We start from the raw sequence: 12,453 nt of genomic DNA on the forward strand, positions 1-12,453 counted from the left end.
GGCGGTCGGAACCGGCGTCGCGCTTTGGACATTGAGACGTAAACGAGCTGTTGGCGGTAAAAAAATGAACGTGACCGAAACCCTGTCCCAGGGCCTCAAGCGCGAATTCCAGGTGGTGCTGAACGCCGCCGACCTGAAGACCAGGCTCGACGACAGCCTGCAGGACCTTCAGGGCAAGGCCAAGATCAACGGCTTCCGTCCCGGCAAGGTGCCGGTCGCGCATCTGCGCCGCCTCTATGGCCGTTCGGTGATGTCGGACGTGCTGCAGAACGCCGTCAACGAAGCCAACCAGAAGATCGTCGCCGACAACAATCTGAAGCTCGCCTTCGAGCCGCAGATCCGCTTCCCCGAGAACAAGGAAGAGATCGAGGCCGCGATGGAGGCCAAGGGCGATCTTGCCTTCACCGTCGCGCTCGAGGTGCTGCCGAAGATCGAGCTTGCCGACATCTCCGACGTTTCGCTGACGAAGCCCGTCGCCGAGGTGCCTGACGCCGATGTCGACGCCGCGCTGGAGCGCATGGCTGCCGGCAACCGCACCTATTCGCCGAAGGGCGAGAAGTCCAAGGCCGAGAGCGGCGACCGCCTGATCATCTCCTATGTCGGCACCATCGACGGCAAGGCCTTCGAGGGCGGCACCGGCGAGGGCATCCCGCTCGATCTCGGCGGCGGCCAGTTCATCCCCGGCTTCGAGGAGCAGCTCGAGGGCGCGAAGCAGGGCGAGACCCGCACGATCAAGGTCACCTTCCCGGAGAACTACGGGGCGGCCCACCTCGCCGGCCAGCCCGCCGAGTTCGAGGTCACCGTCACCGAGATCCAGAAGGCCGATGCGGCCAAGATCGACGACGAGCTCGCCAAGGCCTTCGGCATGGAGTCGCTCGACGCCCTTAAGACTGCCGTGCGCGAGCAGATCGGCCGCGACTTCCAGGCTCAGTCCCGCCGCAAGCTCAAGAAGGGCCTGCTCGACGCGCTCGACGGCAAGTACACCTTCGAGCTGCCGCCGACCCTGGTCGAGCAGGAGTTCAGCAGCGTCTGGAGCCAGGTCGAGGCCGACATGAAGGCCGCCAACAAGACCTTCGCCGACGAGGACACCACCGAGGACGCCGCCCGCGCGGATTACCGCAAGATCGCCGAGCGCCGCGTGCGCCTCGGCCTCGTGCTGGCCGAGATCGGCGAGCAGGCCAAGGTCCAGATCTCGGATGACGAGGTCACCCAGGCCCTGATCGAGCGCGCCCGCCAGTTCCCGGGCCAGGAGAAGGAGGTCTGGGAGTTCTACCGCAAGAACCCGCAGGCGCTCGCCGAGATCCGCGCCCCGATCTTCGAGGAGAAGGTCGTCGACCATCTGCTCGGCCAGGTGAAGGTCGCCGATCAGACGGTGTCGCGCGAGGCGCTCTACGCCGACGACGAGGCCGAGGAGACCGCCGAGGCCAAGCCGAAGAAGGCTGCTGCCAAGAAGAGCAAGAAGGCCGAGGACAAGGCCGACGAAGCCTCCGCCTGAGGCTGCCGGCAACCTTAATTTCAGCATTCGCGCCGCCGGCCTTCGTGACCGGCGGCGCTTCCCTTTTCAGTCGCGTTCGGCGTGCTTATGTGAATGTCTTCCGAGACAGCCGCTGATTCGACAAAACCGCCGCAATCCGGCGCACTCATCCGAGGACAGATCAATGCTTCGCGATCCGATCGAGACCTACAACAATCTCGTCCCGATGGTGGTCGAGCAGTCGAGCCGGGGCGAGCGCGCCTTCGACATCTACTCGCGCCTGCTGCGGGAGCGCATCATCTTCCTGACCGGCCCGGTCGAGGACTTCTCCGCCTCGCTGGTCGTCGCCCAGCTGCTTTTCCTCGAGGCCGAGAACCCGAAGAAGGAGATCTCCTTCTACATCAACTCGCCCGGCGGCGTAGTTACCTCGGGCCTGTCGATCTACGACACGATGCAGTTCATCCGCTGCCCGGTGACGACGCTCTGCGTCGGCCAGGCCGCCTCGATGGGCTCGCTGCTGCTGACGGCCGGCGCCAAGGACATGCGCTTCGCGCTGCCGAACGCCCGCATCATGGTTCACCAGCCTTCCGGCGGCTATCAGGGCCAGGTCACCGACATCCTGATCCATGCGAAGGAAGTCGAGAGCCTGAAGAAGCGGCTCAATGAAATCTACGTGAAGCACACCGGCCGTCCCTACGAGGACGTCCACAACGCGCTGGAGCGCGATAATTTCATGACCGCGGAGCAGGCCAAGGAGTTCGGTCTGATCGATCAGGTCATCGAGAAGCGGCCGGAAGAGGCGGCCTGAGCCCTGCGACGCGGGGTGTGGAACCTGTGGGTTGGCGCGCCGGCTCACAGGGGCCATATTGAAAGCAGATCGGCCCCGTGTTTGCATGGGGTCGGGGGTGAGCGGACTAGCGCTCCACTATGATCCGGTTTGGATTGGCCCAGCGTATCCGGATGTATCGGAACGGGTCGTTAACCTAATCATCGTGATCTGAGCGCTTATTTATGACGGAGAGACGACGGTTGCATCCGCCTCGGCTGGTGTGGTCCCGGTCTCCGGAACTGGAGATGGACAATGGCTAATAAGCCCGGCGGCGACTCGAAGAGCACGCTGTACTGCTCTTTCTGCGGCAAGAGCCAACACGAGGTCCGCAAGCTCATCGCGGGCCCGACCGTGTTCATCTGCGATGAATGCGTTGAGCTCTGCATGGACATCATCCGCGAGGAATCGAAATCCGCGCTGGTGAAGTCGAAGGACGGCGTGCCGACGCCTAAGGAGATCCGCAAGGTTCTGGACGACTATGTCATCGGCCAGGATCACGCCAAAAAGGTGCTCTCGGTAGCGGTCCACAACCACTACAAGCGCCTCAGCCACGCGACGAAGCACAACGACGTCGAGCTGGCCAAATCGAACATCCTGCTGATCGGGCCGACCGGCTCGGGCAAGACGCTGCTAGCGCAGACGCTCGCCCGTATCCTCGACGTGCCCTTCACCATGGCCGACGCCACGACGCTGACCGAGGCCGGCTATGTCGGCGAGGATGTCGAGAACATCATCCTCAAGCTGCTCCAGGCCTCCGACTACAATGTCGAGCGGGCCCAGCGCGGCATCGTCTATATCGACGAGATCGACAAGATCAGCCGCAAGTCGGACAACCCCTCGATCACCCGCGACGTGTCGGGCGAGGGCGTCCAGCAGGCGCTGCTGAAGATCATGGAAGGCACCGTCGCCTCCGTGCCGCCGCAGGGCGGGCGCAAGCATCCGCAGCAGGAATTCCTGCAGGTCGACACCACCAACATCCTCTTCATCTGCGGCGGCGCCTTCGCCGGTCTCGACAAGATCATTTCGAGCCGCGGCAAGGGCACCTCGATCGGCTTCGGCGCGACCGTCAAGGCGCCCGACGAGCGCCGCACGGGCGCGATCTTCCGCGAGGTCGAGCCCGAGGATCTGTTGAGGTTCGGCCTGATCCCGGAATTCGTCGGCCGCCTGCCGGTCCTGGCGACGCTGGAAGACCTTGACGAGCCGGCGCTGAAGACCATCCTGACCGAGCCGAAGAACGCGTTGGTCAAGCAGTATCAGCGTCTCTTCGAGATGGAGGACACCCAGCTCACCTTCACCGACGAGGCCGTCAGCCTGATCGCCCGCAAGGCGATCGAGCGGAAGACCGGCGCGCGCGGCCTGCGTTCGATCATGGAGGGCATTCTGCTCGAGACCATGTACGAGCTGCCCGGGCTCGAGGGCGTCGAGCAAATCGTGATCGGGCCGGAGGCCGTGGAGAACAAGGCGCGGCCGCTGTTCATCTACGCCGAGCGCGAGGACGAAACCAAGACCGCCTCGGCCTGAGGTTTTCTCAGGCCTTGCGACAACGCGACGCGCGCCATTGGCGCGCGTTTTGCGTTGTGATGGCATGGGCTGATCGCAGTGCCGCACTGCGACAGCTCCGTCCGGGACTGAACCGTCGCAGGTCGTGGTTTCCGCCCTTCGCCCGCTGCAGGACAGCGGTGCATGGCCCGGATACCTCGCTTGAAAGCCGGCGAGGAAGTCTCCACTTTAGGTGCACTTGCGAGAGTCGCATGCCTAGCTAGGGTGCGATGCGCAGGGGCGGAGGAGCGAATGGTCGCTCCGGCCGCATACGTCCGATCGCTCCGCCCATCTTGGGGGTTCGCCGGGCGCAACTGCAAAGGAACTGCCATGACTGGCTCGACGCCACGCGCTCCCTTCGTCCCAGGCGAGACCGGCACCTACCCGGTTCTGCCTTTGCGCGACATCGTCGTCTTCCCGCATATGATCGTCCCGCTCTTTGTCGGGCGCGAGAAGTCGATCCGCGCGCTCGAGGAAGTGGTGAAGACGGACGGGCTCATCCTGCTGGCGACCCAGAAGAACGCCGGCGACGATGACCCGCAGACCAAGGATATCTATGAAATCGGCACGCTCGCCCGCGTGCTGCAGCTTCTCAAGCTGCCCGACTCCACCGTGAAGGTGCTGGTCGAGGGCGTCGGCCGCGCCAAGGCGCTGTCCTATTCCGCGACCGAATCCTACTACGAGGCGGAGGCCACCGGCCAGGCCGAGGAGGAAGGCAAGAAGGTCGAGGTCGAGGCGCTCGCCCGCTCGGTCGTCAGCGAGTTCGAGAGCTATGTGAAGCTCAACAAGAAGATCTCGGGAGAGATCGTCGCTGCGGTCTCGCAGATCGACGAGCCGGCCAAGCTCGCCGATACGGTCGCCTCGCATCTGGCGGTCAAGATCGCCGATCGCCAGGGCGTGCTGGAGATCACCAACGTCGCTCATCGTCTGGAGAAGGTGCTCTCGCTCATGGAAAGCGAGATGTCCGTGCTCCAGGTCGAGAAGCGCATCCGCTCGCGCGTCAAGCGTCAGATGGAGAAGACCCAGCGCGAGTACTACCTCAACGAGCAGATGAAGGCGATCCAGAAGGAGCTGGGCGACGGCGAGGAAGGCCGTGACGAGCTGGCCGAGCTGGAAGAGCGCATCGCCCGGACCAAGCTGACCAAGGAAGCCCGCGACAAGGCGACGGCCGAGCTGAAGAAGCTTCGCCAGATGTCGCCGATGTCGGCGGAGGCGACCGTCGTGCGCAACTATCTCGACTGGATGCTCGGCATCCCGTGGGGCAAGCGCTCGAAGATCAAGAAGGACCTCAACGCCGCCCAGCTGGTGCTGGACGACGATCACTTCGGCCTGGACAAGGTCAAGGATCGCATCGTCGAGTATCTCGCCGTGCAGCAGCGCGCCAACAAGCTCGCTGGCCCGATCCTGTGCCTTGTCGGCCCTCCGGGTGTCGGCAAGACCTCGCTCGGCAAGTCGATCGCGAAGGCGACGGGGCGCGAGTTCGTCCGCATGTCGCTCGGCGGCGTGCGTGACGAGGCCGAGATCCGCGGTCACCGGCGTACCTATATCGGCTCGATGCCCGGCAAGATCATCCAGTCGATGAAGAAGGCCAAGACCTCGAACCCGCTCATCCTGCTCGACGAGATCGACAAGATGGGCCAGGACTTCCGCGGCGATCCCTCGGCGGCCCTGCTGGAGGTGCTCGACCCCGAGCAGAACTCGACCTTCAACGACCATTACCTCGAGGTCGATTACGACCTGTCGAACGTGATGTTCGTGACGACGGCGAACACGCTGAACATCCCGCCGGCCCTGCTGGACCGGATGGAGGTGATCCGCATCGCCGGCTACACCGAGGAAGAGAAGACCGAGATCGCGCGCAAGCACCTGATCGCGAACGCGATCAAGAAGCACGGGCTGACCGGTAAGGAGTGGTCGATCACCGACGAGGCTCTGCAGACCCTGGTGCGGCGTTACACCCGCGAGGCCGGCGTCCGTAACCTCGAGCGCGAGATCTCCAACACGGTCCGCAAGGGCGTGAAGGACATCGTGCTGGGCAAGAAGGACAAGGTCGTCGTCGACGAGCCGCTGCTCGAGGAATATCTCGGCCCGCCGCGCTATCGTTACGGCATGGCGGAGACGGAGAATCAGGTCGGTGTCGTCACCGGCCTGGCCTGGACCGAGGTCGGCGGCGAACTGCTGACGATCGAGGGCGTCATGGTGCCCGGCAAGGGCCGCATGACCGTCACCGGCAACCTGCGCGACGTGATGAAGGAATCGATCTCTGCGGCGGCGTCCTATGTCCGCTCGCGGGCCGTCGATTTCGGGATCGAGCCGCCGCTCTTCGACCGGCGCGACATCCACGTCCACGTTCCCGAGGGGGCTACTCCGAAGGACGGGCCGTCGGCCGGCATCGCGATGGCCACCGCCATCGTCTCGATCCTGACCGGCATCCCGACCAACCGTGACGTCGCCATGACCGGCGAGATCACGCTGCGGGGCAGGGTGCTGCCGATCGGCGGGTTGAAGGAGAAGCTCCTGGCGGCGCTGCGGGGCGGCATCAAGAAGGTGCTGATCCCGGAGGAGAACGCCAAGGATCTGATCGATCTTCCCAAGTCGGTGAAGGACGGCATGGAGATCGTCCCGGTCTCGCGCATGGAGCAGGTGCTGCAGCATGCGCTGACCCGCCAGCCGGTTCCGATCGTCTGGGAAGAGGATCTGAAGGCCGTGCCCGCCCCGGGCCCGGATGATGAGGCGGCGGGCGCCGTCGCCCACTGATCTTCGATCTGAGGAATGAGAGCCGCCGGCGCGCAAGCGCCGGCGGTTTTCTTTTGGGCGCAAGACGGCGCCCAGGGCTCCAGCCCGGTGGGGCCGCCTGGCAAGCCTGGACATCAAGGGAAAGGGTGGTGGGCAGTGACGGGCTCGAACCGCCGACATCCTCGGTGTAAACGAGGCGCTCTACCAACTGAGCTAACCGCCCCCGGCGCTCGCCGTTTAAGGCCTCGGGAGCCGTATCGCAAGCACCATGCGCTTCAAGGCGTGGAGGAATCGCGAGGGCGGACGGAATTCCGCCATCTTGATGGCCAGGGTGACGCGGGTGAACGCGTTATCCCTGATCCGCTCCCGCCGCCGCCGGTACGCCCTTGCCGTCGCCAGCCTATCCGCCGCTTCGGGCCTGGAGCCGGCGCTGGCACAAACCCTGCTACCGGATTCGTTCTTTGTCGACCGTCCGGCATTCTCCCAGCCGGAGCAGCCCGGCAAGCCAGCGAGCTGCGAGGACATCTCCGGGCAATTGCCCGAATCGGTGCCGCCCGATTCGCGCGTCGACATGGCGATCGCCGGCACGGTGTCCCTGATTCAGACCGATGGCGCGCTCTGGTACGTCGCCGTTTGTGCCGAGCCGGGCGTCCGCGTGCTGTGCGTGACCTACAGCGCCAACGATCTCAAATTGGGCGAAAAAGCCATCCTGCGGGGCGGGTATAACCGCCAGGACCGCCGGCACGTGCTGCTCGATCCCTGTCTTGCGTCGCCGGAAACGGAAGGCGGAACGCCTGAACCGTGAATGCCGGCGAAGGGATTTTTCCCCAGCTGTGAATTTGCCGGCATCACGCGCTTGACACTTCAGGCCGGGGGCAATACTCACCACGTCGCTGACGGCGAATGCCTCAGCCGCCCAGCGCGGGCGTAGCTCAGTTGGTTAGAGTGCCGGCCTGTCACGCCGGAGGTCGCGGGTTCGAGCCCCGTCGCCCGCGCCATATATTTCAAGGAGTTGCATCATGCGCTCCTTTCTCCGTTACAAATCCTCAACCGGCCCGGTTACAAATTTCATCGCGTTTTGTTCTCGCGAAGCTTGGCCCGCCACCCGCTTCTGATCGCGTCCACCTCGCGCACCGTCGCCAGGTTGACTGGGTTATAGGTCTTCTGAAGTCGGGCGGAGGCTGTGAGGGTGTTTGGCATCTTGGTCGATACGGCTTGGGCGTCCACTCCGCCCACAGTCGCCTCGACAGTTCCCGACCGTGGCATGTCGGACAGCTTGCGATCCTCAGCCTCGCCGAACTCCGCCGTGCGAATCGTCCGGAAGTCCTCAGCGAGCTTGTTCTTCGTGTAGGGCGAGGGCTGCTGAGGCTTGCCTCCCTTCGGCATCGTGGGGGCGCCCCGCGTCCTGAAGATCGGGGCATGCGGCATCGCTCGAACGCAAGGTTAGCGATGTAGGAGTCGAGCGCCAGGTCGCCCGCTTGCCGAGCGAAGCCGGTGCGGCCCTCCCTGTCTTGGTCCGCGCCAGCGAGAAGATTGCGCCCTGAACGTCGTCGGCTCGCTGGCCGGTCGTCAGAGAGCTGGGAAGAGATCACCAGCTTCTACCAGCAGTTCATGGCGGCGATCGCAGCCGCTCGAGCCTGATCCCGCAGCGGCCGGGTTCGCCGCTTCCCCAATATCGGAGCACCATCATGAAACGTACCGTCCTGGCGCTCGTCGCCTTGGGCGCGCTGGCGCTTGCCGGCTGCCAGGCCCTCGACAGCAGGATCGCTGAAACCAGCGACCATCTGTCCGCGCGCTGTGCCGATCTCCAGACGGCAGCGCTCGCCGTCGATCTGCTCGCGCCCGAGAACGTCCGCGCCGCCGCGCAGCAGGGGCAGGTTGCGCTTTCGCAGTTCTGCGCCAAGCCGCCCCCCATCGCCGCGGACCTCGCCATCGCGATCGGCGAGACGATCAGGGCGCTGCAAGTGATCGAGGCCGCCAATCGCGGCTGAGCCGCCCTCCAAACTGAAGGAGGTCAGTATGAACTGGGACACCGCACAGCAGCTCATTCGCAAGGGCTGAGTTTCGGCGCAGGCCTGCTTGTCACCAAGTGCATCCTAAACGCCGACATGGCGACGGCGGCGGTTGGAGCCATTGCGACGCTGATCGACGTCGGCTGGTGGGTCTATTGGAACCGAACGCGGGCTGCCTGATGTCGGAAATCCCACCTCCGCGCCGCGACATCATCCACGAGCTGATCGGAATGCGTCTATTCGACCTCATCTTTGGCGCCTCAGTCGGCATAGTCCGCGGCCTCGTGGTCAAGAACCTTTCCTGGGCACAGCGTATCGCGTCGACGATCGTCGGAGCCCTCACAGCCGGAAGCGTCGGCCCGACAGCCAACGCCATCGCCATGCGTTGGCTCGAATGGTGAGGCTTCCCCCTGTCCTCAGTCGATGTGGGCGGTTCTGTCGTCTTCGTCGTCGGCCTCTGTGGCATGACCGCCTACGACGCAGTGATCCGCTGGGTGCAGCGCTGGCGCGATGGGCCACCTTCGTTTCCCCATCCTCCGGTGTAGAGCGACCGCCCATTGGAAGATTCGCCAAGGAAATATCGCTTGCGCGATCGTGCGGCACTGTGCACCTGAAGCGTGCGCATTTCCGGCATCATGTCGGCTGGCGCTTCAGGATTTTCATCATGCCTATGACTACGACACGCCGCACTGCCGCCGCGGCCTTTGCGTTGACGCTCGTTTCCCTCTCTGCCTCTGCTCAGGCCACCGACCCCGAGATGACCTGCGCGGATTATCTCAAGACCGTCGTGGCCACTGGCGGCACGCCGAAGACCGGCGACGCTGCCATGGACAAGATGGCCGCTGAGGTCGATGCCAAGATGAAGACCTACTGCACCGCAAACCCAAAGGAGAAGGCGATGGACGCCGCCATGAAAGTCATGGGCGGTTGAAGGTTCTGGCCCTGCGGTCATCCGCGGCGGCGGGGCCGGTTACGCGACGCCAGTGGCGATGACACTCATCCGGAAATGGCTCGACCTCTGGGCCTATCCGACAGGCGATATCGAGGGTTCGGTCGGCTTCACTGCTCGGCCTCGTCGGTATGACGGTTTGTGACGCAGTGATCCGCTGGGCGCGCTGCTGGCGGGATGGCCCGCCGTCTATCCCGATGCCCCCGAAATCGGGCGGCTGAACGCCGCAAAACGGACTGGCCGGCCTAGCCGGCTGCCTTCGGGCGTTTCCTCCCTAAACTTGGCTGCCGTCATCCTTCAGGGTGGCGCCGGCTTTTTGCGTTCGCGCCAACGTCCGAGATGGGTCGATAGCCAACCTATGGATGACTGCGATCAGAAGATGCGGACAAAGCTTTTGCACGTCGCCAGGTAGCCGACCAGGTCATGATTCCCAACGACCAGCCAGCCAGAAAGCCGAGGGCGCTGACGGCAAATATTGCCATCCCACGGGCGGCGGGCGGGCCTGCTGCCTCCTCAAGCATCAGAGGCCCATGCCACTCGGCGAACACTACGTAACCATCAGTGCTGCGATGGTGAAACATGAAGGGTCATCCCGGCGCAAAAGCCAGGTTGGTGGGCTCGAAACAGAGCAATCTCTTCCATTCATGCAGTCCGACGCCGCCGTGTTCCATGGCGCCGTACATAAACCAGCGGAGCCCCTGAGCTTCAGGTGCTCGTCTGTCCATGAGCCAGCGGGCCACCTCGAGGAACAGAAATTTCAAGGCTCCGGTTTTTAGATAGTCACCGTGGCACATGATCTCGTGCGTGCGGCACATGTCACCGACCCGTCTCAGCGAAACATGTGCGATCAGCCGCGCACCACAATCTTCGTGAACGAAAGCGCCCCACGTCAGTGTCCAATGCGAGGCGCAGGGAGGCGCCGTAGGTTGCTCCCGTGAATCGACGAGGCCTGCCCCAGAACTGACCCATGCTGACAGGACTGGGCCACCGGATCTGAAGCGTTTGGACGCGGCTATGGCTGCAATGCTTGCTGCGTAACCGTCCGCGTGGATTGGCACGCAGCTGACACCGAGGCGTGCGGCCTTTTTGGCGGCACGCACGATATTGCCGCGAGAGCGCTTTGAAACGGCTCGCATATAGGCGTCCGATGTCGGAAAACGACCCATATCAACCAGCATCGCAGTTGGCACGACCCAGCGCCGAAGGCCCGTTTGAGGCGCATTGCGGCGATGGAACCGACGCGCGTCGGCAACAATAAGACCGCATAGCGGGTGTCCGCAGCAGTGCGGCGTTTCGGGATGAAGATGCGCTACTGGTAGGATCTCGCCTGGCTTCAGGCCGTAATCCCGCAACCGCACCTTTCGGGTCGCCGATAGCCAGGGATCAATCGACTTATGTAACATGCTGGTGAGCGACTTTGCGAGCGCCATGGCGTGTTGATCAAACCGTCTTAGAAGCCAGAAACCGTCGACAATACTCGTCAATTCGCCATAGGTGTGCCGCCCCGGCAAGTCTTGGATCAATCTATAGCCGTTGGCGATCGACCTCGGCCGGAAACCGCACCTCGCACTCGTGCTTCCATTCCTCCGACCACGTGGACACCTCGCGGCCGGCGAAAACTGAGAACTTCGTGGGCGGGTTGTCAGGCGGGTAGGGCATGCGCCGGCCGTGCCAGATTCGCGTGCGGCCCGAAATGGGCTGACCGTCAGTCCAGACAACAGGTTATCATTTTCCCGATGGAAGCGAGAGGCACTCGTCCTCGTAATGGACCAGTGTCCCGTCCTCCAGCGAGTATGAGACGGTCGAGAGCCCCGGCTTGTTCTGCCAAACGATCACCGTGTAGCGGTTGCCTTCATCGTCCTGGAAGCGCTCTCGATACAGTTCACGCCTGCTCGCCGGGGGCCGGGGACGACGGGGGGTGCACTATGACCATGGCGCTTAGACGAAGCGACTTGTCAGCCTGGAGGCGCTTCTTCAGAGCGTCGAAGAGGTTGACGACATTGGCCGGCCGTCCGTCCTCGCGAGTAGCAGAAACCCGCGCGCCCTTCCGGCGCTTCTTCGACGCGATCAGCTTAAGCAGGTGTGCCTGTACCGGATCCTTGACCATCTCCGGCGACCAGTCCGCGGTCTTCGACTTGATGAATTTCTGCGCCAGATCGAGCAGTTCGGGCTCAGGATTCTTCTGCTCGATGCTGGAGAAATACGCCTTCTCATCGCGGACCTCGTCGCCGTGGCGCAGCGTCCAGAGCACGATGCCGCGGTCGCGGGCTTCGAGCATGACGGCGCGCTCCCGTGATGCAAAACCACGCGTGAGATGCCGACAATCTTGGACGCGGTCATAGTGTCGCGGATCACCGAGAAGGCTTCTTCGCCGACATCGCAGTCCGGAACGAGGTAGCGGGGACTATCGAGATAGAGCCACGGAATCGAGTCGCGCGGCACGAACTTGTCGATGTCGATCGTGTGGACGGTGTCGAGCCGCACCGCTTCAAGCTCCTCATCCTCTATGACGACGAAGCGGCCGGCTTCGGCCTCGTAGCCTTTGGCCTGGTGATCGGGCCCGACGGGTTTGCCGCTGTCGGCGTCGACGTAGCGGCTGACGATCCGGTTGCCGGTTTCGCGGTTCAGTGTGTGGAACCGGACTTTACTCGCTTTCGGATGTCGCCGGCGACATCGCGACCGGGCAGGTCACCAGCGACAGTTTGAGATAGCCCTTCCAATAGGTCCGTTCAGCCATGGCAACGCAACTCCGGCAACGAAACTACGGACTCAATGCCGAGCAAACGAATCAGTTCCGCGAGGCGGGAACATGCGCGGCGGCCCGGCATTGAATCGTGTTGTTGCGTATGGGGTGAGTGTCATGGTCGCGGCGCGTGCGAACTGGAAAGGCTATCTGAAGTTCGGCGAGATCAGT

General features: G+C 63.7%; 11 protein-coding genes, 2 tRNA genes and 1 pseudogene. 9 read left to right on the top strand and 5 right to left on the bottom strand.

Annotated features, from left to right (window positions below; all coding sequences use genetic code 11):
* Positions 1-64: 64 nt before the first annotated feature.
* From tig to lon, 4 genes are all read left to right on the top strand, one after another.
* Positions 65-1,495, top strand: coding sequence for a trigger factor (tig, locus tag AC1DIN_RS25330; RefSeq protein WP_441470352.1), 1,431 nt, complete (start codon positions 65-67; stop codon positions 1,493-1,495).
* Positions 1,496-1,658: 163 nt separating this feature from the next.
* Positions 1,659-2,282 carry an ATP-dependent Clp protease proteolytic subunit gene (locus AC1DIN_RS25335; RefSeq protein ID WP_441470351.1) on the top strand — a complete coding sequence of 208 codons (624 nt, stop codon included), beginning with the start codon at positions 1,659-1,661 and terminating at the stop codon, positions 2,280-2,282.
* Positions 2,283-2,555: 273 nt separating this feature from the next.
* Complete coding sequence (clpX, locus tag AC1DIN_RS25340; RefSeq protein ID WP_441470350.1) at positions 2,556-3,824, top strand: ATP-dependent Clp protease ATP-binding subunit ClpX; 1,269 nt, start codon at positions 2,556-2,558, stop codon at positions 3,822-3,824.
* A gap of 348 nt (positions 3,825-4,172) precedes the next feature.
* A complete protein-coding gene (lon, locus tag AC1DIN_RS25345) occupies positions 4,173-6,599 on the top strand; it encodes an endopeptidase La (RefSeq protein ID WP_476811746.1) in 2,427 nt (808 codons plus the stop codon).
* A gap of 126 nt (positions 6,600-6,725) precedes the next feature.
* Here lon and AC1DIN_RS25350 read toward each other — a convergent pair.
* Positions 6,726-6,801 (bottom strand) — tRNA-Val (locus tag AC1DIN_RS25350).
* A gap of 45 nt (positions 6,802-6,846) precedes the next feature.
* On the opposite strand from AC1DIN_RS25350, the gene AC1DIN_RS25355 reads away from it, so the two are divergent.
* Both AC1DIN_RS25355 and AC1DIN_RS25360 read left to right on the top strand, forming a co-directional pair.
* Positions 6,847-7,383 (top strand): hypothetical protein, encoded by a 537-nt coding sequence (locus tag AC1DIN_RS25355; protein ID WP_476811747.1) that lies wholly within the window; start codon positions 6,847-6,849, stop codon positions 7,381-7,383.
* 116 nt (positions 7,384-7,499) lie between these two features.
* A tRNA-Asp gene (locus tag AC1DIN_RS25360) sits at positions 7,500-7,576 on the top strand.
* A gap of 70 nt (positions 7,577-7,646) precedes the next feature.
* Here the strand turns inward: AC1DIN_RS25360 and AC1DIN_RS25365 are convergent.
* Positions 7,647-7,964: a hypothetical protein gene (locus tag AC1DIN_RS25365; protein WP_476811748.1), complete on the bottom strand. Its 318-nt coding sequence runs from the start codon at positions 7,962-7,964 to the stop codon at positions 7,647-7,649.
* 302 nt (positions 7,965-8,266) lie between these two features.
* Between AC1DIN_RS25365 and AC1DIN_RS25370 the strand changes: the two genes are divergently transcribed.
* From AC1DIN_RS25370 to AC1DIN_RS25380, 3 genes are all read left to right on the top strand, one after another.
* Positions 8,267-8,569 (top strand): hypothetical protein, encoded by a 303-nt coding sequence (locus AC1DIN_RS25370; RefSeq protein ID WP_476811749.1) that lies wholly within the window; start codon positions 8,267-8,269, stop codon positions 8,567-8,569.
* Between the two features lie 66 nt (positions 8,570-8,635).
* Positions 8,636-8,770 (top strand): Pam3-gp28 family putative phage holin, encoded by a 135-nt coding sequence (locus AC1DIN_RS25375; RefSeq protein WP_476811753.1) that lies wholly within the window; start codon positions 8,636-8,638, stop codon positions 8,768-8,770.
* A gap of 424 nt (positions 8,771-9,194) precedes the next feature.
* Positions 9,195-9,521 (top strand): hypothetical protein, encoded by a 327-nt coding sequence (locus tag AC1DIN_RS25380; protein WP_476811750.1) that lies wholly within the window; start codon positions 9,195-9,197, stop codon positions 9,519-9,521.
* A gap of 605 nt (positions 9,522-10,126) precedes the next feature.
* On the opposite strand, the gene AC1DIN_RS25385 is transcribed toward AC1DIN_RS25380, so the two are convergent.
* The 3 genes and pseudogenes from AC1DIN_RS25385 to ku all read right to left on the bottom strand — a co-directional run bounded on the left by AC1DIN_RS25385 (position 10,127) and on the right by ku (position 12,276).
* Complete coding sequence (locus AC1DIN_RS25385; RefSeq protein ID WP_476811751.1) at positions 10,127-11,062, bottom strand: hypothetical protein; 936 nt, start codon at positions 11,060-11,062, stop codon at positions 10,127-10,129.
* Between the two features lies 1 nt (position 11,063).
* Positions 11,064-11,198: a DUF7696 family protein gene (locus AC1DIN_RS25390; protein WP_476811752.1), complete on the bottom strand. Its 135-nt coding sequence runs from the start codon at positions 11,196-11,198 to the stop codon at positions 11,064-11,066.
* A gap of 223 nt (positions 11,199-11,421) precedes the next feature.
* Positions 11,422-12,276, bottom strand: a pseudogene (gene ku, locus AC1DIN_RS25395) (non-homologous end joining protein Ku).
* Positions 12,277-12,453 lie beyond the last annotated feature (177 nt).

This window comes from Allobosea sp. 05T438 (assembly GCF_056396025.1).